The sequence below is a fragment of the Reichenbachiella sp. genome (assembly GCF_039969095.1).
Classification (GTDB): domain Bacteria; phylum Bacteroidota; class Bacteroidia; order Cytophagales; family Cyclobacteriaceae; genus Reichenbachiella.
This window is the reverse complement of record NZ_JBDVOL010000008.1, coordinates 385517-408689: the sequence shown is the minus strand read 5'-3', so window position 1 is coordinate 408689 and position 23173 is coordinate 385517. Positions and strand designations below refer to the sequence as shown.

Sequence of the window (23173 nt, the reverse complement as noted above, 5' to 3'; positions counted from 1 at the left end):
CCAATCTGTGTTGGTCACTCGGATTGCTAATTATTTCGGGGAATCCATGTAATATTGCAACAAAATAAAAATACGAAGCAATTGGCGGTACTACCTTACAAAAATCAGGAGCAATCTAAGAAGCAACAAGTAGCTGACATGTTCAATAAAATCAGCAAACGTTATGATTTTCTCAATCACTTCTTGAGCATAGGTATTGATATTCTCTGGAGGAAGAAGGCTATTCGTCAGTTGAAATCACATCATCCAAAATTGATTTTGGACATAGCTACGGGTACAGGTGATTTGGCCATCGAAGCTTTAAGGCTTAACCCAGACAAAATCATCGGAGTCGATATTTCGGAAGGAATGTTGGAAGTAGGCCGAAAAAAAATGATCGAGTTAGGCGTAGAGGATCAAATAGAATTGAGAATGGGGGATTCAGAGCAGCTCTTATTCGAAGACAATAAGTTTGATGCAGTGATCGTTGCCTTTGGCGTAAGGAATTTTGAAAATTTAGAGAAAGGTCTTGCTGACATGAGACGAGTTCTTAAAGATGGAGGGAAATTAGTAGTACTTGAATTTTCAAAACCAACCAAGTTTCCAATGAAACAGCTTTACGGTTTTTATTTTAAAGCTATATTGCCATTAATCGGGAAATTGGTGTCAAGTGACAATTCGGCTTACACCTATTTACCAGAATCAGTGGCAGAATTCCCATATGGTCAAAAATTTCTAGATATTCTAGAAAAAACAGGATACAAAGACACACAATGCAAACCACTTACATTTGGTATAAGCTCCATTTACACAGCCTCAAAATAGTTTTAGGTTTTGTCATTGGATTTTGTCTGGTTTCAGCTGAGTCTAAAGCACAACTTCCAGGTACATTAAACCTTCCGAATTTTGATGAGCAAAAGGTGCATTATGGATTCCTGATTGGAGGCCATTCTTCAAGGTTCAGGTTAAAATATTCTGATGAATTCATTACACCTGATATGGATTCTGTGCATTCTATTCTTCCAACTCATAAGTTTGGGTTTAAAATCGGGTTCATAGTTAATTTTCACTTTTTTCAATATTTGGATGTTAGGGTAGCACCTACTTTTAGTTTTTACCAATTAGGTCTTGACTATAGGTATAGTGATGGGACTACCTGGCCAGAATTACGAGATCCTACATACTTTGAATTACCTATTCTCTTCAAATACAAATCAGTTAGAAGGGATAATAGAGCTATTTATTTGTTGGCGGGTATTACTCCAGCGATTAAAGTATCTGGAAATAAGAAGGACTTAGATTCTTCAGAACGTCTTTTAGTTGAAAAATATAATCTTTCAATTGATGTAGGAGTAGGGCTCGATTTGTTTCAGCCACTATTTAAGTTTTCACCAGAAGTTAGATACTCGTTCGGTTTATTGAATGTGCTGGATGAAGAAGAAAATGATTTTAGCGCAGGGATTGAAAGCTTAAACATCCATAGCTTCACGATATACGTGACATTTGAAGGCGGACCATCAACTTTCAGAAGAAAATCTAGGAAATATTAATTAGTGGGAGTTTCGACTTCTGCTTCATTATCCATGTATTTCATTTTATACACGAAATAGAACAAGAAATTGAATTTGTTTACTGAATAATAGCTGGAGTCTGGCTCGGCATCTAAATTTTCAGATTTTTCTACTGATTCCGCCTCATTGTTACTTTCAAGTTCCTTAGCCTCTTCAGTTTTTTCAGATTCATATCCTGATCCACCAGTATTATTATTGGCGGTTTTCTCAGTATGGGCTGCGAGAGGCAGACTGAGTAAGAAACAAAAGAATATGGAAATGACTTCCTTCAACAATTTTGGATTATGTTAATGAAAGCAACGAATTTATAGAGAATATTGTTACAATGGATACTCCAAACAAATTTTCTATTGGTTTTTGACCAAAATTAGGTGATTTACTTAGATGGTTTGTAATGGTTTAAAGGTTCATTTGATAGCAAAACCGTTCGGTTTGCACACCACCCATCCTTTCTTTGAAAGCAATAAGTTTCTTGTTGGCCTCATTGTTCAACATAGAAGTGCCTAGATCCAATACTTCAAATTGTTGTTCTTGGCAATATTGATAAATATTGGAAATCAAAAAAACCATGGGACTGTAGGAGTCAAATGATTTAGCGCTTGCTGGAAGAAAATTATACATCACTTTTTCATTCACAATAACGCAAATCGTGGCTCCAGCAAGTATACCATTATGGTAACAACTGAAAATCAAATATTGATCAGGAAGTAAGTCGAAGGCGGATTGTATTTGATCAAAGGACATCGACAAAGTGTGATTTCTGTCTTTTCGGCAAGTACTTATAAATTTAAATATTCGGTCAAGATCAGATTCCTTTTCTTTTTTGAAAAGAAAATGGGACGTCATACATTTTTTCAATCGTCTTTTTTGCATTGGCGAAATGTGGTCGATTAGGGCACTCTGATTGATATCAATGTGGTGATTGATGTCTGTAGAGTGTATTGAAAAGTGTTTGTCATAAAAAATGGACGCCTCATCGAAATTGTTTAACCCATAAAAAGGAGGTGCTGATTTGATCATTATTTGTGAAATTCCCATTTTCTTGAGTTGATCAATTACATAATTCAAGAACTTGTCAATTGGAGTATTATTAGTGGTTTGATAAAAATAAATCCCTCCAAATGGAGCTGAAATTAAGCTTGTGGCTTTCTTGCCAGATATTTGAAAATGGATAGCACAATTGAGCTGCTTCGTAGTTCGATCTATTGCGCAAAAACTACTTAAATCTGATTCATGTTGACTCAGGTATTTTTTGGTATAATAAACTGGAATATTTCCAGACTCTGATAAAGCTGGAATTTCAGTAAGGAAGTCGAAACTATCCAAGGTTTAATTTTAACTCTTGAGATTTGAACACATCATAATTTCTAATGTAATCATTAGCATCATATTCCTGAGAGGCCATTACTAGCACAATGGCATCCTTTTTATATTCTATTTTGCACCAATATTGAGATGGGATCAAGATCATCTCATTAGGGTTTCTGAGCTGGAAGGTTGATTTGTTTCCATCAATATCTTCAAGCCCAATATTAAGTTCACCATGTAAGCAAACAAGCAATTGTTGGCATGACTTGTGTGCATGCTCTCCTCGAATTTCGTCCTTTTGATTAGATGTGATCCAATAAATACGCTTGACAGTAAAAGGGAGATCTCCTCTTTCAGCGATAGTCATGATCGAATTTATATCAATGGTTGGAAGATTATATAACCGAGGAATTGTCATATCATAAATTTAGTTTCAAATTTGCCGATTATTACGCGTAAAAAAAACGGAAATTGCTCATTACCACAAAATCTCAAGATTATTCAACCACTTTATAAAAATATTCTACTGATCATCTTTTTCTGTTTTTTAGTAGCAACTAGCGGATTTGCGCAAAAATTGCCCCTATTTAATAATCCTGAGTTGTTAGATATGGTGGATCGTGGAGGTGATTATATATATAATCAAGATTTCAAATTAGCAGAAAAAGTAATAGACTCTTTGGAGAAAAAATTACCAGGTCACCCTATAGTACCCATGATGCGTGCTATGAACTGGGCTTGGAGAGATCAGCCACTTCGTACCTCAAGTCCAGTTTATGCTCAACATGAGAAATATTTGTTGGAGACCATAGCTGCTTCCAAAAAAATCAGTAATAAAGACACCAATAACCTGGAAGCTATGTTTTTTGAGATGTCTGCTCATGGCTTATTGGCTGAATATTATGCACAGGAGGGAAGTAGTTTCAAGGCTATGTCTCAAGCCAAACAAACTTATAATCTTATTAAAAAAACTATGGAGCATACGGCTAAAAGCCCTGAGTTGCTCTTTTTAGCTGGATTGTACAATTACTTTAGAGAAAAATACCCAGAGCGACATCCTATTTACAAGTCTGTTGTGTGGATTTTTAAATCTGGTGATATTGAAAAGGGGCTCATTCAGTTAGACAGCGCTGTTCATCACAGTAAAATTGTGAAAATTGAGGCTGGCTTATACCTCTCCTATATTTGGCTTCGCTATGAGAATCGAGCGGACAAAGCGAGATATTATTTAGAAAGGCTCCATAAAATGTATCCAGCCAATGATTATTTCAAAGCCAAATATCTTGAATGCCTCATTCGGCAAAAAGATTATACGATCGCGCTGCCATTGATTCAAGCCCTTGAAAAGCATCAAAAACCATATTTCAAAATGTGTGGAGAAATATTTCATGGTGTCTATTTAGAGAAAGTCAATTATTCTATGGCTGAGGCCAAATCATATTATGAAATGGGATTGGCTACTGGAGCCGAATCGCCAGACCGTGGCGAATATTACCGAAGTATTGCTTATTTGGGGCTTGGACGAATAGCTGAGACCAATAGTGATTTGAAATTAGCAGCCGAATACTATGAGAAAACCATAGACCTAGACGAAACGAATTGGATGACCGAAGAAAGTGAATTCCGACTGGAGAAAATAGATTAGTGAATGGCCGAATCTTATCGTATCATAAAATTGCCCACTGAAGGTTTTTACAAGGAAAAAGGAAGCAAGTTTTTGGCCTTTGCCTATCAAGTGAACTCACTGGAGGAAGTAAAAGATAAACTCGAAATCTTAAGAAAAGAATATTACGATGCACGCCATCATTGTTATGCTCACATAATTGAAGATGGCCAGCATCAACTCATACGTGCTAATGATGACGGAGAACCGAACCATTCTGCTGGAGACCCTATTTTAGGACAAATCAGATCTTTTGAGCTCACCAATACCCTTGTAGTTGTGATTCGTTATTTCGGAGGTACAAAACTCGGCGTCAGCGGCTTGATTCATGCTTATAAAGTAGCAGCAGAAGAAGCCTTACGCAATGCGAAAATTGAGGTGGTGGAAATTAAGCAGGATTTTAAAGTGGAGTACACTTATGATAAAACCAGTGAAGCCATGCGCATCATCAATGATTTTGGTGTGGAAATTAAAAATCAGGAGTTTATGGAAATATGCACTTTGTTCGGTCGCATAGAACCTGAAAAATTTGAAGCTCTGAAGGATAAGTTATCTCTTATTCAAGTGATTGCGCGAAAGCTTTAATTTTTGTTGGCCAGCTGGCCACAAGCTGCATCGATATCTTTACCTCTGCTTCTTCTGACGTGCACATTTACTCCTTTATTGGTTAAGTATTTTGTGAAATTATCCAATGTATCTGCGTCGGCATTTTTATAATTAGCCTCAGCTATTGGATTGTATTCAATGATGTTAATTCTTGCGGGTACTCGTTTCCAAAATTCATAAAGCTCTTTGGCATCTTGCAACGAATCATTAAAATCATAAAAGAGGATGTACTCAAAAGTGATTTTATTGCCTGTTTTTTTGTAAAAATAATTGAGTGCTTCCCTTAGCGCTTCTAAGGTATTCGACTCATTGATAGGCATGATTTTGTTGCGCTTCTCGTCGTTGGCGGCATGAAGTGACAACGCAAGATTAAACTTCACTTGATCATCTGCCAATTTTTTAATCATCTTGGCAATTCCCGCTGTAGAAACAGTAATCCGTTTTGGAGACATGTTCAATCCATCTGGAGATGTAATTCGATCTATGGACTCCAGAACATTTTTATAGTTAAGCAAGGGTTCCCCCATGCCCATATAAACAATATTGGACAACGGTTTATCAAAATTTTGCTCAGCCTGTTTGGCTACAACTACGACTTGGTCATAGATTTCTGAGGCATCAAGATTGCGTTCGCGATCCATGTAGCCCGTTGCACAAAACTTACAGCTCAGCGAACAGCCCACTTGTGAAGATACACAGGCTGTCATTCGCTCATCTTGTGGGATAAGTACACTCTCAATCAAATGATTGTCGTACAGTTTTAGAGCTGATTTAATTGTGCCATCATTGCTTTTTTGTTCTTTGTCTACTACAGCTGGTCGGATGGTAAAATGAGCCTTCAGCTGGTCTCTGGTGGATAGAGATAAATTAGTCATATCGTCAATCGACGTAGCAGATTTTTTCCAGATCCATTCGTGAATTTGTTTCGCACGAAACGGCTTTTCTCCTATTCCAGAAAGGAATTGAGAAATATCTTCTTTCGATGATTTTCTTAAATCTATTAGCGTAGCTGCTTCACTCATGATGCAAAGATACCGCTAAATATCAGCCTACGAAATCATTTTTTTTGTGAGAACCATCACAGTAGGGTTTATTTTCAGATGCACCACATCTACAAAAAGCCGTCGCCTTACTGTCTTTCACAGTTTCTTCTCCTGCGTGTTTGATTTTCATGTTGCCATACACCATCAGGGGTCCGTTTGGCATTGTTTCCACGATGGTTTCCTGACTAACGGTAGTTTTTTGATCCTCATTGGCTATAGACAAAGCGCCAGAAGGGCATTTGCCAACTTGAGCAATGATTTCTTCAGAATTTGCTCCGTCTATGTTGATCCATGGCCGTTCTTTTGGATTAAAGACTTTAGGTAATCCATGGAAACATTTTTCTGAATGTATGCAAAGTTCTGATTGCCATTTTACGGTGACTTTGTCGTTTGAGTAGTGTTTAATTGCCATGATTTTCGAATTTTGGTTTCTATATAAATTTAATGAATTTAAGATTCCGCTTTTACTAAAACTGGGCTATCTTCCATCGCGATTATTTCATTAAACCAAACGCATTATTTTCTCATATGAAGGGACTTTCTTCTCCTTGTTATCGCCCACTTTTTGTTGTTTTATGCTTGAGTCTGATCATTGCAAATAAGTCATTGGCTCAGAGGTTGGAGTACGATGTGATAAAAGGGGATAAGAATGTAGGATCTATGATTGCTGAAAAAAAGGTGAAAGGTGATTCTGTTTTTTATTTTATTGAGAGCGAAACGACCATTAAAATGTTACTGACTTTTAAGGTGCATTATACGTTGGAAGAGTTGTATGTAAATGGCGTCTTGGTAAGTGGATCGGCCGAAAGTACCCTGAATGGCAATTCCAGAACAAAGTCTAAAGTTTGGATGGAAGGGAAAGAATATGTGGTAGAAGTGAATGGTTTTGAGGAACTTAGATTTTCAGAGCCGTCAATTTCGTATTCAGTTCCCGAACTTTATTTTTCAGAACCTGGCAATAAAGAAGAAACTTTTTCGCAGCAGTTTGCTGAGTATCTGATTATAAAAAAGGATGAAGAGCATATGTTTACCTTGTATTCTGAGGATGGAAAAAATACTCATACTTATGAAGACGGGGTTTGCACTTATGTGAAATTAAATCGAACCTATGCTTCTTTTTATTTCCAATTGAAACAATAATTTGCAGTTGGAAGCACGTTGTAGCCTACAGTCAAAAATTGCTACCAACTATTCTGAAACTGACCTACTTTTATTTTAATATCAAATTCTACTTTATGAATTCTCCTCAAAATTTATTTTTAATCGTTCTAGTATTTATAAGTTCTTGGCAAGTAAAAGCGCAAGAACCTACTCTAGAAGATAAAATTCCTTTTGATTCTTCCATTAGAACAGGGACACTGAGTAATGGGCTCAAGTATTTCATAAAGAAAAATATTAAACCAGAGGATCGCGTGGAGCTGAGGCTTGTGGTAAATGCTGGATCTGTATTAGAAGACGATGATCAACGGGGCCTAGCACATTTTACCGAGCACATGGCATTCAATGGATCTGAGCATTTTGCAAAAAACGAATTGGTGGATTACCTGCAGTCAGTAGGGGTGAAATTTGGTGCTCATTTGAATGCATATACCTCTTTTGATGAAACAGTTTATATCCTACCAATTCCTTCGGATGATGAAGAGATTATTGATAAGGGACTCACTATACTGAAAGACTGGGGTGGAAATTTACTATTTGAATCTGAGGAAATCGAGAAAGAAAGAGGTGTAGTGATAGAGGAGTGGCGACTTGGGCAAGGAGCGCAAATGCGGATGGTTCAGGATTACTTACCAGTCATATTCAAAGGGTCAAAATATGCTGAAAGACTACCAATAGGTACTAAAGAAACTTTAGAAACCTTTGCCCCAGAGACTATTAAGAGATTTTATTACGATTGGTATAGACCAAATTTGATGGCGGTAATTGCAGTGGGAGACATTGATGTAGATGCAATGGAAGCTAAAATCAAAAAACAGTTTTCTTCATTTAAAAATCCAGAGAATGAGAGGACACGAGAAGATTTCAAGGTGCCGGACAACTCAGAGCCTTTAGTAGCTGTAACATCAGATAAAGAAGCCACAAACACCATTTTCAAGATCATGTACAAGTCAGAACCTGAAATAATGGTGACGGGTGAGGATTTTAGAAATGCAATTATCCAAAGTTTGTTTACGTCAATGGTGAACCAACGACTTAGAGATTTGCTACAAGAAGCAAATCCACCATATCTATATGCTTCAACGTCTATCGGTTCATTTATTGCCAGAAGTAAAAGTGCATTTTCTTGTTTTGCAGTTCCCAAGCCAGATGATATTGAAGGGGGTATTCGCACTTTGATGAATGAAATAAAACGAGTGGAATTACATGGTTTTAATGCCTCTGAGCTAAAGACAGAAAAACTTAACCTCATGGAAGCCTTTGAAAGTATGTATAAAGAAAAAGACAAAACAGAATCGGAGGCTCTCGTTAATGAATTGGTTGATCATTTTCTTGAAATGACGCCTGTTCCGGGAATCGAATATGAATATGAATTTGTCAAAAAACACCTTGATGGAATCACTTTGGACGAAGTGAATGCCATTATTGGAGATCAAATATCGGAGGAAAACAGAGTAGTATATCTCACAGCTCCAGACAATGATAATGTGAATTTGCCATCAACAGACGATTTATTGGCTTGGGTAAAGGCTTCTGATGAAACCACCCCTGAGCCACTCTTGGAAACGATCATAAGTGATCAATTGATTAAAAAAGATCCAAAATCAGGACGGGTGACTAATAGTTCAGTAATTGATCCCTTGGATGTCACATCTTTGGAGCTTTCAAATGGAGCTCGAGTTTTTATTAAGTCGACGGATTATAAAAATGATGAAATTCAGTTTTTGGCTCATAGAAAGGGGGGGATTTCGCTAGCTGAAGACGAAGACTATTGGTCTGCAACTTTTGCCGCTAATATTGTTGCATTAAGTGGTGTAGGTGACTATTCTTATACTGATTTACAGAAAGTATTGGCAGGCAAGTCTGTAGGCCTACAACCTTATCTAAATGATGAGGAAGAAGGCTTTCGTGGGAGTACTGCACCAAAGGATATAGAAACCTTATTACAATTGACCTATTTGTACTTTACAGAAATAAGGAAAGACGAAACTGCTTTTCAATCTTTGATGCAACGCAATATGGCTTTTTTGACCAATGTAATGTCAGATCCTAACTACTACTACCAAGATCAAATGGCTAAAATTCTATCTCAAGGAGATCTGAGAGGGGGAGGAATTCCAACTATGGAAGACTTAGAAAAGATTGATCATGCTCAGGCGCTGGAGTTTTTCAAGGCAAGATTTGCAAGTCCAGGTGATTTCACTTTTTGGTTTGTGGGCAACATAGATGAGCAGGAGTTAATACCCTTGATTGAAAAATATTTAGGGTCAATTCCAAGTACTAAAGAAGAAACTTGGGTAGATCGAGGCATCAGACCTCCAGATGGTATGGTAAATGAGAAAATTTTTAGAGGCTCAGAACCAAAAAGTACGGTTAATATGATCTTTACGGGAGAGATGGAATATAACAGAACTGAATCTTATCATCTGCGCTGCTTGAGTGAAATTCTGGATATCAGATTAGTGGAAATTCTGCGAGAAGAAAAAGGTGGTGTCTATGGAGTTGGTGCTTCAGGCTTTGGTAGTCAATCACCGTATGAAAATTTTGAGTTTACTATTAGCTTTCCTTGTGGACCTGATAATGTTGACGATTTGGTGACGTCTGCCATTGAGGCTATTCGAGAGATTCAGAACGAAGGAGTTTCTGAAGAGAATCTCAACAAAATAAAGGAAACTCAGCGTAGAGAACAGGAACTCCACTGGAAAACCAATGGATACTGGATGAATGTTTTAAAGGTTTATCATGTCAATGACTATGATTATAAGGATATTACCTGGCTGAATGAAAGAATTGAAGATTTTACGGCAGAGGATATTCAGCAAGTAGCTAAAAAATACCTCAATCCTGAAGAGTACATCCAAATTGTATTATATCCAGAAGAAGAGTAGAATATTTAGAATAGGTAAACCCCTTTATTTTTTCCTTTGATTACTACTTCTACATGTTCGTTGATGGTGGTGGCCAATTCATACCCTTTGTATTTGGGGTAGATAGGAAAAGCTTTGTGGCTTCTGTTTACCATTACACAAACTTCAATTTTCTTGATGTTGGTGTTCAAAAATGCTTTAAGAGCAAAAGCAGCTGTTTTCCCTGAATTCAGAACATCGTCGAAAAGTACAATTGATTTTTTAGTCAATTGCTTCTCTTCCAAATTATCAATATGAACGTCCTCCATGAATGGTGCCTCTTTATTGATATCCACCCTAACTACTGAAGTCTTAAGTGGGGATATTTTTTCAAGTTCCTTGCTCATCATTGAGGCAAATACAAAGCCGTTGTCAGAGACACCGGCCATGATGAGATGTTTTTCGTCGAGATTGTTTTCGTAAATTTCGTATGCCATTCGCACGATCCTTTGATCTATTTGAATGGCATTCAAAATCAGGTTTTTTTCTTTGGTCATACAGACTTAATTATCCGCTGGCACAGGTACTTCCTTGCTATTTTTAAAGGTAGAAAGTATCACCATAGACTGCAAGCTATCAACGATATCAATATCACTTACTTTTTCCAGCATGAGCTGTTGGTAAGAGGCGATGTCCTTGGCTACAATTCTCAGAATAAAATCACCAGATCCAGTAATATGGTGGCATTCAATGATTTCTTCTATATCAGATATTCTACTGAGAAAGGTGTCAATGTTTGGTTTGTTGTGTCCCTTGAGAGAGACTTGAACAAACGTATTAACACCTAAACCTAGCATAGCAGAATCTAATTCTGCATGATAACTCTTGATAATACCTGAGTTTTCGAGTTTTTTCACCCTTTCCAATGTAGGAGCTGGAGACAATCCGATCTCCTCGGATAGCTTAGCATTGGTAATTTTACCATTAGCCTGTAAAATCTTTAAGATTTTCCTGTCTGTTTTGTCGATTTTCGTGTTGCCGATCATTAGCATTTGCAAAATATTCTTCGGTTCAAAATTAGTAAGATTAGTAATTATTCTATATCAATAATGAAATATTATTATTTCAATAGAATGTTTTTAATTTGAGTTTACGGGTGTTTGATTGACTCTGTGAAAACAAGGATATATAGAAGCCACCCTATCAAAATCTTACCCTTAATGCATAAATGACGGATTCAGGACATTTAAGATGTTTATTTGGATTTTTTGTTTGCAATGTCGTGAAGGGGTCAAGAAAATCTTACTGAATTCGCCCGATGAGAATATTAAATTTTCACAAATCGCTGGGTAGACTCGGTTTGGTCGTAAATGACTTTAATAAAATACATTCCCTTTCTATAAGAATAGATGTCAATAAAAAAGCTATTTAGTCCAGATACGGTGTCTGAGTAGATGTCTTGATACAATATGGCTCCTGTTGCATCCATTAGAAATATCTGGACTGGAGCTTTTGAAGGCAAAATCATATTGAGTCTAATCTGTGCGTCATTGCTACTTACGGGATTAGGATAAGAGTTTTCTACAACAACTTTCTGATTAAAATCGATACAGCCTTCATTGTTGATCAAATTGATATCTTCATATTCTTCCTCTGAGTCAGTGAGGGTGACACAACTATAGCCAATATTGTTGTTTTCAGCGGAAAAGGTAAAATTCAATGGAAAAGTAACAGATTCATTTTTGAATAATGTACCAGCATATGTTTCATAAACTGAAGAATTGTTATCCAAATCAATTCTTATGTCAAAATTCCTAATGGCAACATTTCCATTATTTCTAACAGTTAGAAAAATATTTGTTTTCCCCTCTGATTCTTCTTTGGTTATTTGTACCAATTCTAAGTCTTTAATTGGTTCGGCCACGGTAATTGGGAGCATGGTCGTGTCACTGCATCCAAATTCATTTCTTGAAATAAGCTTAGCTTCATATTCTCCCAAATCTTGATATATGAATTGAGGATTAGTTGCTGTGCTCGTAGAATTATCAGCATCATCAAAACTCCATAGATAACTTTCAGATTCAATAGACTGATTGAAAAACTCAATGTCAAGTGGGGCCGGGCCAATATCTCTGTTTACATCAAATGCAGCAATAGGCGATGAATGGATCGTGATGGTTTGTTGTGCGTTGCTTTCGCAACCCACCTCATCTGTAATAGTAAGTGAGATGTTATAATTACCAGCCTGTTCAAAATTATGTGTTTCGGGATTATTGCTGCCTGTTCCTTCTTCATCAAACTGCCAGTGGTAATCAACTATTGAAGTAGTAGCTGAGGTTGAAGCATCATTGAATATAGTATTTTCATTATCACAATTTTTGTCAGTAGTAAAATCTGCAATGGGTAATTCATGAATCGTGAATTCTTTTGAAATTGAGCTTACACATAAATTATTTGGAGTTACAGTCAAAGTAGCCGAATAGACTCCAGGCACGCTAAACACCTGAGATGGATTTTGAGTATTGGGTTTGATGTCTCCATTTATATCCCAATACCAAGTATTGATTGGGTTTTCGCTTTCTGACTCACTTTGATCTAGAAATTGGGTAGTAGCATCCAGACACCCTAAGTCAATGTCAAAATCAACTGTTGGAGCGACTTGAACACTAACGTTTTGTGTTATCTCGTCTACACATCCATAAGTACTTTCTATTGCTAATGTCACTTCATATGTGCCCTGAGATTCAAAAGTATAAAATGGGTCTTTTTCTGTTGAATTTCCTTCTTCATTAAAATTCCAAGAATAAGATTCAATGTTAGCATCGTTTACTGTCGATTGGTCTTCGAATCCAATTTCCTGACCTTCACATCCAACACCCATATTAAAATCAGCTACAGGTTTGTCATCAATAGTCAAAAGTTGAGTAAGTACATTATTGCATCCGCTGGAATTGCTTACTGTGAGTGTAACATTGTAACCGCCAGTGCTACTGTAGGTATGAGTAGGAGAATTATCTGTTGAACTACCTAAATCTCCAAAGTTCCAATATTGGCTGGTAATATTGTCGCCAGTAGAGTTATTTATAAACTCGGTATCTTCTCCTAAGCATTTGTTTTCATAAGTGAAATCTACTACAGGCCCTACAATTAAATTCAATTCTGTGTCGTCACTGGATGTGGTGCATCCAGGAATTATGGCTGAAAGCGTCACAGTTTTAGAACCATCCGTATCAAAATTGAATATTCCATTTCTATCTGTACTTGACCCTTCATCATTGTAGTTCCAAACATAAGTTAGTGTTGCTCCATTATAAACGGATTCATCAAAGAGATTTGTAAAACTTATATCCGCTCCAGTACAATATGGAGATCCCGAAGTGAAAAATGTAGGTGTATCCGGGACAGGGTATATAGATATGGTTTCTTGAACAAAATTGGAGCAAATGCCGTCATGGACAGTTAAAGAAACTTGGTGATCCCCTACTGAACCTAAAGTGTGCTCTGGGCTTGGGTCAGTACTATCAGTAATTCCGTCATTATCAAAATCCCATGCATAAGTTAATCCTCCATCGTCCATGGTAATAAACTCATTGGATTCAGTTATACACTCATTGTTTTCTGAGGTAAAAGATATTTCTGGAGCTGTTTCTGAACTTACAGTTACAGAATTTGTTATTTGGTCTGTCACGGAATCATCATTGGATGCAATAAGTTCTATCCCGAAAGTACCTGCGGATGTATACTGGATATTCGGATTTGTTTCAGTACTGTAAATAGTTGAAGCCCCACAGTCAAAGTCAAAAACGGTTTTTACAGAACTGGAACCGTGTGCGCCAAGTACAAGGTATGTGCTATTATCTTTAATTATATCGAATCCTTGCATGGCCGAAAGAGTGGTGCTATATGAGATTTCGATTGGGGTATTGGCAGTCGTTAGATCACCAAAATTGTAAACCAAAATAGCTGCATTGTTTCTACTGACCGCACCGTAATAAACACCTCCATCCAGAATTAATTCTATGTGAAATTGACTACCACTACTTGCCAGATCGTAATAGGCTTCGATCGTAGGTGTGTTTAGTAAGCTGCTGCCATAGTTGTACCTAACCATATTTGTGGTGCCATTTCTCGCAACGGCATGTACTATATAGTTACCTTCTATTAACTGAATATCGAAGCCGTTGATATTGTTCATCGAAGTGGCAGTGGTTGATTTATAGATGTCATTTTCTTCATCTATGACATTGTCAAATGAATTTCCGTAATCCACAACCCAAATTTCTTTTGCATCATGATTGGAAAGCATGAGCAAGAGGTTACCATCTTCTTCGAAAAGTTTTACTTTCCTTACTTCATTAGATATCCCAAAATTGCCTAAGTTGACTATTGAGGGTTCGTTATTAGTTGGGTCACTTCCGAAGTCAAGTCTGATTAGATCTCCTCCTGGTGAATCATAAGATATTACCCCATACCATTCATTTTCAAAGAATATCATTGAGATATCCTCTGGAGATTCTGTGAAAGTACCGTCTGGAATGATGAGTTCTATTATAGCTGGGTCACTATATGGATCTGTTCCATAATCAAATCGAAAAACAGTTTTATTTAGTTTGTCGACAGCATATCCATACCAATTATCTTCGGATTGAATGACCTCATATCCAGAAGCACCCGTCATAGTCTCTTGTTCAGTCGATGTGATAATAGGGTCTTGATTAAAATCGCCTGTGCAGAAATCCCAAAAATAGGAAGTGGCGTTAACCGTATAGTTTTTTAAAAATAATTCTTCATTTAGGCAGGCTTCACTGTTCACTTCAAAATTAGAAGTAGGAGCTGTGGCTTCTAGAACTTCTATTGCCAGTTCAATCGTTTCATCACACCCTTGTGTTGTGCTGACTGATAATGATATGTCATAAGAAGCTGGTGTATCAAAGGTGAAAATAGGATTTTGTTCAGTTGAAGACCCTAAACCATCAAAGTCCCAATCCCATGAATTTATAGCATCATCACTTAGTGTCAAGTCTTCAGCCGAAAACTGAATGGGAACATTTTCAATTGCTTCATCATAAGCAAAGCTAGCTTTGGGATCGTCTGAGACCGTTATAGACTGAGTCGATGGTGTAGCACAGCCACTAGTGTTTGTTACAGTCAGTGTGACGTCATAATCTCCAGTACTCGCATAAGTATGTGTTGGATCAGTATCTGTGCTTGGTGCTGAAAGGTCATCAAAATCCCAGCTGTGCTCAGTAATGTCTCCTGTAGATAAATCCGTAAATTCTATCGCTTCACCAAAGCAATTATTTGTATAAGTAAAATCTGATACCGGTCCTTCTTCAATTACTGCTTGTTCGGTATGAACGGCAGTTGTACACCCTGGGATCATTGCAATAAGTCCGATATCTTTTGTGCCAGATGTACTAAATGAATAAGTAGGGTCTTTTTCTGCGGAAGTTGACTCTCCATCGAAGTCCCACGAATAGGTGATGACAGCTTCAAGTCCAGTTTCATCAGTTAAATTATTAAATGCAACATCAGCATTGCTGCAAAGCGCACCTACAGCAGTTTCGAAATCGGGGGTAGATGGTGCATTGTAAATTGAAATTTCCATTGAAGAATTATTGGAACATCCGTCATTACTTATTACATCAAGGGTAACGGTATAGGTTCCTGTTCCATCAATCGAGAAGTCATATGTTGGGTTGGGTAAAGTGCTGTTTTCAGTATCATCTCCATTAAAATCCCATGAATAGCTGGCTATGTCTCCATCATCTTCAGAGGTAAATGAATTTGTATTGTCAATACATCGATTGGTGTCTACAGTAAAGCTAATGTTTGGAGCCGTGTTCGTAGAAATAGTGACTGATTCTATTGCGTTATCATCTTCACAACCATCTTTAGAAGCTATCAAATTAATTTCGAAACTTCCGTCAGTTTCATAAGACACTTGTGGTACTTCTTCAGTGCTATACATTATGGATGCCCCACAATCAAAATCAAAAACTGTTTTAATATGATCAGCTCCTTGGGCACCTAAAACTAAATATGAGCTATTATCTCTGATTAATCTTAAACCTTGTATAGTTGATAGAGTGGAGCTATAGGTAATTGCAGTGGGAGTGATGGCTGTGGTTAAATCACCAAAATTGTACACATAAATAGCCCCATTGTTTCTGCTAACCACACCATAATAATCCTCACCGTCTTTAACTAATTCTATGTGAAACCTACTACCACTGCTGGTTAGTGAATAATACGCATCTATTGTTGGTGAATTGAGTAAGCTGTTGCCATAGTTGTACCTTACCATGTTTGTAGATCCATTTCTGGCATTAGCATGTACAATATAATTGCCATTCACCAATTGAATATCGAAGCCGTTGATATTGTTCATTGACGTGGCAGTGGTTGATTTGTAGATATCATTTTCTTCATCTATGACATTGTCAAATGAATTTCCGTAATCCACTACCCAAATCTCTTTGGCATCATGATTTGAGAGCATGAGCAATAGGCTGCCGTCTTCTTCAAATAACTTAGTCTTTCTAATTTCATTGGTTATTCCAAAACTACCTAAATTGACTACTGTGGGTTCATTGGTAGTAGGGTCACTACCAAAATCTAGTCTAATCAGATCTCCTCCTGCGGAAGTATAAGATACGACGCCATACCATTCGCCATCAAAATTGATCATTGAAATATCTTCTGGCGTATGTGTGAATGTTCCTTCAGAAATGGTGAGTTCTTCTATAGATGGATCGTTATTCGGGTCTGTACCATAATCAAATCGGAAAATTAATTCATTGGTTTTGTCAACTGCATATCCATGCCAATTGTTTCCATCTTGAATTAGATCAAACCCTGTTGCACCAGACATATCATCTTGACTTATAGAGGTAGTGGTAGGATCTTCATTAAAATCTCCTATACAAAAGTCCCAAAAATAAGAAGTAGCATTAGTAGAAGAATTGGTGAAACTCAGTGATTCATTAAGACACGCGGTGCTTGTTACTGAAAAATCAGAAGTTGGGCATTGTGCAAATAAGAACGTTTTACTACTTAAGAGTAGAAAAATGATCGTATAATATGGTAGTAATTTGGTTACCAATTCTATTTAAGCGATTTATAAATATTGTAGTTCCTAATTCTCAAAAAATCGCTATGTATCATTCTTAATTAAAGATTCTGAACGCTGCTAGCTGATTAATTTCAATACACAAAGATAAAACCAGAAATGAGTGAAAATTAAAATTATTCGATGAACGGTCTTTTTCCTTCAATGAATATGCCAAAAAGTGCTTTAATGTGCTGAAATTCAATCTTATTCATAATGTGAAGTGATTTTCCTTTTCAATTTGACTTAACTAAGAATTATGGCTATTCATTTAATATTGGAACAATTGTTTTGATTGCATTTTCTATACCTCTGTATTCAATGCCCACTTGTCTGCATCTTTTACGAAGTGTATTTTTATTTTCATTAATTAGTTGCTCTATCCTTTCTATCCGAGCAACTATATCAGGTTTATGAAAACTTTCTACAACCACGCCTACATTATATTTCTCAGCATACTCGTCATCTTCTGAAGTACCGACTGTTACGATATAAGGTAGTCCGCAGCAAAGATATTCTCCAACTTTAGTTGGTGAACAATATTTTTTTGAAGGAAAATTAGCTACAGTTACCAATCCAATATCTGCTGCCGATAAAAATTGATTAACTTCTTCAAATGGTACACGACCTATAAAGTATGCAGATTCTGGGACATGGACTTGGTCAAATAGTTGCTTCAGTTCAGCAGGATTATGACCTGTCAAAAATACAAAAAAGTAAGTCGAATCGTACGTGTAGAGTGCTTGGCACAACTCAAAAATCTCTTCTTTGTAATACAAGTCTCCAAATTTACCAGTGTAGATGACCACTTTGCGTCCGTTGATGTTTAGTCTTTTTCGAACTTTGTCCCGTGCTTCTTGAGAAAAGACAAAAACATTTTGATCTACACTAGTAGGTAATCGATAAAGTTTGGACTTAGCTCCCCAAGCTTTGAGCTGCTCAATCATGTGTTTTGTACCTGTAATGATATGATCACCATGAGTGCCCAACCTTTTTTCTATAGAATGAAGAAGTTTGTATTTTAAAGACGATTTACTCCAAAAACCCAACTCTTCTAAAAATTGACTATGAGGCTCATACGAAAACACAATGACCTTCCATCTAAATATTTTAGATAAAATATAAGAGAATGAACCAGCTATATTGGCAAAGGCTAAAATTTGCTTTGGCCTGAACTTTATTTGGATAATCAATATTCTGATAAATGCCTGAATAAGGTCGTAAGCCTTTTTAAACAATAATAACCGACCCGTATGAAAGTCCAGCGGGTACCAATTGATGTTGATATTAGCTAATTCATGCTTAATATTTTTTTTCTCACTCAGAGGTATGTGATACGCTTCCTGTTCAAATGTGATGATGTGAAAATGGAAGGTATTATTTTCAGCTATTTCTTTAATGTATCTAAAGAGTAAACCTTGAAACAAAGGGTCATTAAAGCTATTATAAATGAATACTAGAATGTGTTTTTTCTTTACCTGCACAGGCTTAGATGTTTTTACTTAGATATTGAGCTATTCTTTCAGAGGTTTTGCCATCTCCGTAGGGGTTAGGCACATTACTCATCATTTTATATGTGTCTGAATCATTCACTAATAAGTCGAAGGAATCAACAATCACTTTTCTATCCGTTCCGACCAATTTCGCACAGCCCACATCAATGCCTTCAGGTCGTTCTGTGGTATCTCTCATTACTAGAAGTGGTACATTAAGACTTGGAGCTTCTTCTTGAATACCACCAGAATCTGTCAAAATGATGTAACTCTTACTCATTAAAAAAATCAATTCATCATAAGGTAGAGGTGCTAGCAATGAAATATTGGTAACATGCCCAAGTCTCTCTTCAACCTTGTCCTTGATCAATGGATTCAAATGCACTGGATAAACAAATTGCATGTTTTCATACTTATTAGCCAATTCATGTAGTGCTTGACATATATTATCAAATCCTGACCCTATGTTTTCCCTACGGTGACCTGTTATTAAAACCAGTTTTTCTAATCCCAGCAAATGCTTGAATTTTTGTTCGTACTGGCCAATGTTGCTGTGTAATTTCTCCAAACAGAGGTTGAGACTATCGATTACTGTATTTCCAACATTGATGACATTTTCTTTTTTTTCAGCAACTAAAGTATCCAATGCTTTTTGAGTGGGCGCAAAATGAAAATCAGCTACTGACCCGATGATTTGACGGTTGACTTCTTCAGGATATGGTGAGAACCGATTGTATGTTCTTAGGCCCGCTTCCACATGAGCCACTTTTATTTTCGAATAGAAAGATATCAAACCTCCAACCATGGCGGAATTGGTGTCGCCTTGTACGATTACGATATCGGGCTCAAGTTCTTCAATTGTTCTTCCTAAGGCATCCATCAGTGTAGTAGCCAATTTGACTAATGATTGATTTTTCGTCATTACTGCCAAGTTGATATCTGCTCTCACCTCAAAAAAGGTAAATATCTGTTCTAACATCTCCTTATGCTGACCAGTAGAAATGAGTCGTACGTCAATTCCCAGACTTTGACTATTTTCCTTCATATAAAGATATAAAGGGATCAGTTTGATGGCCTCGGGTCGTGTTCCAACAATTATGGCTGCTTTTTTCATAGTTGACTCAATTTGAAGAAAGATCGAATGGCTTTGTAAATCTGTTTGTTTTGCAAATATGAAAGAAACATTATTCTTCGAATTCTTTTCTTGAGATAAATTCTATCTTCTTTTTCGAGGTCTGTTACCTGTTGCAATACATAATTGTAATAATTGACATAACTTTTTTCAAGACCTGATAAATCGCTCATTGCTGACCCATCGTTTCGTCGATAGATCAATACTTCTTCAGGAGTATAATCGTATAATCCATGGTCGCTAATGGAAAGAAAGAATGCTACATCTTCACTATGAGTCCAGCCTTCCTGAAAGCTATATTCAATTCCTTCCACTCTTTTGATCAGCCAAGTAATAGCAACTAATACCGCTGAACTGAGTCTTACAATTTCTTTTTTTGGTTGACCACGAAAAGAGGGTGTTTGGGTACTCAGTACAGTGTCTAGTTTTGAGTCCATTTGTATCACTTTACCACTTACAAAACCGATATTGCTGTCATTTTTAAATACGTCTAATCTAGCTTTAATGGAGTTTGGAGGTAGAATATCGTCTGCATCAAGGAAGCAAAAATAAGCTCCTTTCATTTTTTTTAATCCAAGATTTCTTGCGGCTCCAACACCTTTGTTCTTTTGAGAAAAGTATCTGATTCTTTCCTCTTTGAATGAAAGCACTTTTAATTCTGTAGCGTCCGAGGAGCCATCATTTATAATTATCAATTCCCATTGACTATAAGATTGCTCCAAAACAGATTGAATTGCTGCTTCTACAAATTGTTCAGCATTGTATGCCGGCATTATGATTGAAATCAATTCTTTCATCCAAAAGGTATATTTATTCGATTGATTAGTCTCTTACCCGGCATTTCGATCAAGTAATAAGATAGATAGGAGCAAATCAAGAGTACAACTACAAATACATAAAAAAACAGTTGCTTGTCAGTATAGCCAGCTTGATTGTAGCAATAGAAGGTAATGCTATGTATGGGCACCTGTAAAATATAAATCGCATAACTAATTTCTCCTAATAATATTAGCTGATGATGCGCAAATGCCTGTTTTAAGGATGAGTTATTTTGACTCAATCCTAATATGACCAATCCAAAAATAGGTGCTAGAAAGCCATTTTTATAGTTGACCCATGGAAAAGGAAACTTAATCAGCAAGAGTAGCATGATGATAAGTCCAACCAAGTGCCAAGTATTGATTCTATAAGCAGTACGATTTAATAAAAATAGTAGGGCAAACAAATTTCCAATTACGAACTCATTAAGGTGGATTAAAGGATGAAAATTGACAAAAAGCCATATGGTCTCGCTTTCAACATGACTTTTCAACAGATAACTGATCAGTTGGCTGAAAACCCACAAAGACAGAGCAATTACAATATTTACTTGGAGCTTATTCTTATTGAGTAAAACCATAATGAATGGAAATAGTGAATAGAATAGCATTTCTACTGCCAATGACCAAGAAGGATAGTTCAGAATAAGTGAAAATCGTGGATACCAGGGATGAACTAATAGTGATTGAATGAAAATTTCAAAAAGTGGTGCTTTTCTGTCTACCATAGAATACGAAATCAGAAGTAAAACTACTCCTAAGATATGCACGGGATAAATTCGTGCGATGCGCATTTTTAAATATCTGAAAAATTCGATTTTCTTGGAATGGTAAGCGATAACCATTACAAAACCTGACAAAACAAAAAAGAAGCTCACAAAAAGATCTCCATTATCGAACAAAAATGACCAAAAGGGGGCATTAAATGGAAAGACATCTCGACCGAAATGAAAAATTACAACTAGGAACGCTGCTAAAAATCGTGTGAATGTAAGTTGTTCAATTTTCATAGAGTCCAAAATGACTGCTTATTCATTGGTATAGTAAATATGGTCATTACTAATGGCATAGGTAATCATACTGGATTATTAATCTATCTCGAATCCCATTTCATTTACAAAAGCTAATTGTTCTGACGAAAATATGCTCAGATCTTTATTTTTATAGCGGTTGTTTGTCCCTGCATTTTTAGGGATTTTGTATAATTCGTTGAGTAACTCTTCAGAGCATTCGATTTCAGTAAACCTCAAAATTGCATCAATCTCTGATTTTGGATTATTACAGAAATTAGAATGGTTGAGTATTAAAACTCGACTCTTAAATTTTTCAGATTTTTTCAATACATCTTTAGTGGATTGAACCCAATATTCGAGTTGTTTTTGTGCTAGTTGCGACTTGTTTTCTGTTCCATCCAAATGGATATCATACTTCCAACCCCAATTGTTTAATTGTTGTCTATTGTTAGAGAAAGCCATATCGAGTCCATGGCGTATCACATGAATGTATTTCAGTTTGGGGAAAAAATCCAAGATTTCCTCAGTATAGATTTGAGTATTAGGTTCTTTCCATCCCCAGATACGTAGCGCTTTTTTACTATCCCACAATGCTGATGTTTTCTTTAGATAATAGATGATACTGGTATCAATTGCAGCATTTGAATTGGAAGCTTTACAAAGTTCTATATATTCATTCAAGTTCAAATGGCCTGATTTCATATAATTTGAGAAGAGTTCTAACCGTTTATTTTTCTCTTCAATACTTGTTTTTTGATGCCACAAAGGATTTTTGAAAAGCCTTGTAAATAGTAAATTGTCATTGGGCTCATTCAAGTCATCACCCATGTAGATTCCCAATCGAATGAATAATTCAGCCACTGCTCTAGTTCCACTTCCTCCTAGTGCGCCAATAGCTATTATTTTTTCTTTCATACTAGTTTTATTTCTACAAGTATCTATTTAAAATGACATGTAGTATTTCACTTTTCAGATAACGTTTTATAGATACTTCAAGCTGTTATTATTGAGTATTAAACTTTTCCTTGATCCTTAGAAATGGAAGTTCAAAAAAGTAATATGACAATGATGCTATTACTATAGTAAATAGTATTGCTAGAAAATATATGATTCCATTAAAATATAAAGCATTTTCAAATTTTGAGAAATCAATTTTGAAAATGAATTCTAGAACCAACCAATGATACATATAAACTCCGTAAGATATTTTACCTAAATATTTTGATACAGTTGTATCCAAATTTATTACTTGATGATTGGAGGCAATTACTAAAATTGAAAGGGCGAATAAAACTCCATAAATATCTGCTGAGAATTGAATAAAGTGCACACCAAAAAACCATAAGACGAATGGAAGTAAAATTAAGGAATAGCTAATTGGAAGCTGAGAATTGAGCCATTTGAGTATTCTGGATTCTTCAATGTACAATAT

19 protein-coding genes are annotated in these 23173 nt (G+C 36.3%); 6 read left to right on the top strand and 13 right to left on the bottom strand.

The genetic code is table 11. The annotated features are described in order from the left end of the window. Positions 1 to 81: 81 nt before the first annotated feature. Positions 82 to 804, top strand: coding sequence for a bifunctional demethylmenaquinone methyltransferase/2-methoxy-6-polyprenyl-1,4-benzoquinol methylase UbiE (ubiE, locus tag ABJH98_RS03065; protein WP_348306154.1), 723 nt, complete (start codon positions 82 to 84; stop codon positions 802 to 804). Continuing rightward, positions 753 to 1529, top strand: a complete 777-nt coding sequence (locus ABJH98_RS03060) for a porin family protein (protein WP_348306153.1) — start codon at positions 753 to 755, stop codon at positions 1527 to 1529. Before ubiE ends, ABJH98_RS03060 begins: the two co-directional genes overlap by 52 nt. Here the strand turns inward: ABJH98_RS03060 and ABJH98_RS03055 are convergent. From ABJH98_RS03055 to ABJH98_RS03045, 3 genes are all read right to left on the bottom strand, one after another. Beyond that, positions 1526 to 1822, bottom strand: a complete 297-nt coding sequence (locus tag ABJH98_RS03055) for a hypothetical protein (RefSeq protein ID WP_348306152.1) — start codon at positions 1820 to 1822, stop codon at positions 1526 to 1528. The two genes, ABJH98_RS03060 and ABJH98_RS03055, sit on opposite strands and share 4 nt — an antisense overlap. Before the next feature lie 127 nt (positions 1823 to 1949). Continuing rightward, positions 1950 to 2876, bottom strand: a complete 927-nt coding sequence (locus tag ABJH98_RS03050; protein WP_348306151.1) for a GNAT family N-acetyltransferase — start codon at positions 2874 to 2876, stop codon at positions 1950 to 1952. After that, positions 2869 to 3276 carry an FdtA/QdtA family cupin domain-containing protein gene (locus tag ABJH98_RS03045; RefSeq protein ID WP_348306150.1) on the bottom strand — a complete coding sequence of 136 codons (408 nt, stop codon included), beginning with the start codon at positions 3274 to 3276 and terminating at the stop codon, positions 2869 to 2871. Before ABJH98_RS03045 ends, ABJH98_RS03050 begins: the two co-directional genes overlap by 8 nt. A 159-nt stretch (positions 3277 to 3435) precedes the next feature. Here ABJH98_RS03045 and ABJH98_RS03040 point away from each other — a divergent pair, with 159 nt between their 5' ends. Both ABJH98_RS03040 and ABJH98_RS03035 read left to right on the top strand, forming a co-directional pair. Further along, entirely contained in the window at positions 3436 to 4503 is a 1068-nt protein-coding gene (locus ABJH98_RS03040) for a tetratricopeptide repeat protein (protein ID WP_348306149.1), read from the top strand. A gap of 3 nt (positions 4504 to 4506) precedes the next feature. Continuing rightward, complete coding sequence (locus tag ABJH98_RS03035) at positions 4507 to 5106, top strand: YigZ family protein (RefSeq protein ID WP_348306148.1); 600 nt, start codon at positions 4507 to 4509, stop codon at positions 5104 to 5106. On the opposite strand, the gene rlmN is transcribed toward ABJH98_RS03035, so the two are convergent. Together rlmN and ABJH98_RS03025 are read right to left on the bottom strand one after the other, a co-directional pair. Next, on the bottom strand, positions 5103 to 6149 hold the full coding sequence (gene rlmN, locus ABJH98_RS03030; RefSeq protein ID WP_348306147.1) for a 23S rRNA (adenine(2503)-C(2))-methyltransferase RlmN: 1047 nt from the start codon (positions 6147 to 6149) through the stop codon (positions 5103 to 5105). The genes ABJH98_RS03035 and rlmN overlap by 4 nt on opposite strands. A 22-nt stretch (positions 6150 to 6171) precedes the next feature. Then, positions 6172 to 6582: a (4Fe-4S)-binding protein gene (locus tag ABJH98_RS03025; protein ID WP_348306146.1), complete on the bottom strand. Its 411-nt coding sequence runs from the start codon at positions 6580 to 6582 to the stop codon at positions 6172 to 6174. 116 nt (positions 6583 to 6698) lie between these two features. On the opposite strand from ABJH98_RS03025, the gene ABJH98_RS03020 reads away from it, so the two are divergent. Together ABJH98_RS03020 and ABJH98_RS03015 are read left to right on the top strand one after the other, a co-directional pair. Beyond that, positions 6699 to 7310, top strand: coding sequence for a DUF6134 family protein (locus ABJH98_RS03020; protein WP_348306145.1), 612 nt, complete (start codon positions 6699 to 6701; stop codon positions 7308 to 7310). 95 nt (positions 7311 to 7405) lie between these two features. Continuing rightward, on the top strand, positions 7406 to 10216 hold the full coding sequence (locus ABJH98_RS03015) for an insulinase family protein (RefSeq protein ID WP_348306144.1): 2811 nt from the start codon (positions 7406 to 7408) through the stop codon (positions 10214 to 10216). 5 nt (positions 10217 to 10221) lie between these two features. Here ABJH98_RS03015 and ABJH98_RS03010 read toward each other — a convergent pair whose 3' ends face one another. The 8 genes from ABJH98_RS03010 to ABJH98_RS02975 all read right to left on the bottom strand — a co-directional run bounded on the left by ABJH98_RS03010 (position 10222) and on the right by ABJH98_RS02975 (position 22656). After that, on the bottom strand, positions 10222 to 10731 hold the full coding sequence (locus ABJH98_RS03010; protein ID WP_348306143.1) for a phosphoribosyltransferase family protein: 510 nt from the start codon (positions 10729 to 10731) through the stop codon (positions 10222 to 10224). A 6-nt stretch (positions 10732 to 10737) separates the two neighbouring features. Beyond that, positions 10738 to 11220: an Lrp/AsnC family transcriptional regulator gene (locus ABJH98_RS03005; protein ID WP_348306142.1), complete on the bottom strand. Its 483-nt coding sequence runs from the start codon at positions 11218 to 11220 to the stop codon at positions 10738 to 10740. Positions 11221 to 11501: 281 nt separating this feature from the next. Beyond that, positions 11502 to 17279 (bottom strand): PKD domain-containing protein, encoded by a 5778-nt coding sequence (locus tag ABJH98_RS03000; protein ID WP_348306141.1) that lies wholly within the window; start codon positions 17277 to 17279, stop codon positions 11502 to 11504. 269 nt (positions 17280 to 17548) lie between these two features. Continuing rightward, positions 17549 to 18769, bottom strand: a complete 1221-nt coding sequence (locus tag ABJH98_RS02995) for a glycosyltransferase (protein ID WP_348306140.1) — start codon at positions 18767 to 18769, stop codon at positions 17549 to 17551. A 4-nt stretch (positions 18770 to 18773) separates the two neighbouring features. Further along, positions 18774 to 19892 (bottom strand): UDP-N-acetylglucosamine 2-epimerase (non-hydrolyzing), encoded by a 1119-nt coding sequence (wecB, locus tag ABJH98_RS02990; RefSeq protein ID WP_348306139.1) that lies wholly within the window; start codon positions 19890 to 19892, stop codon positions 18774 to 18776. After that, positions 19889 to 20707, bottom strand: coding sequence for a glycosyltransferase family 2 protein (locus ABJH98_RS02985; RefSeq protein ID WP_348306138.1), 819 nt, complete (start codon positions 20705 to 20707; stop codon positions 19889 to 19891). Before ABJH98_RS02985 ends, wecB begins: the two co-directional genes overlap by 4 nt. Beyond that, complete coding sequence (locus ABJH98_RS02980; protein ID WP_348306137.1) at positions 20704 to 21738, bottom strand: acyltransferase; 1035 nt, start codon at positions 21736 to 21738, stop codon at positions 20704 to 20706. The genes ABJH98_RS02985 and ABJH98_RS02980 overlap by 4 nt, the downstream gene beginning before the upstream one ends. A 78-nt stretch (positions 21739 to 21816) precedes the next feature. Next, positions 21817 to 22656 (bottom strand): sulfotransferase, encoded by an 840-nt coding sequence (locus tag ABJH98_RS02975; protein ID WP_348306136.1) that lies wholly within the window; start codon positions 22654 to 22656, stop codon positions 21817 to 21819. Positions 22657 to 23173: the final 517 nt, after the last annotated feature.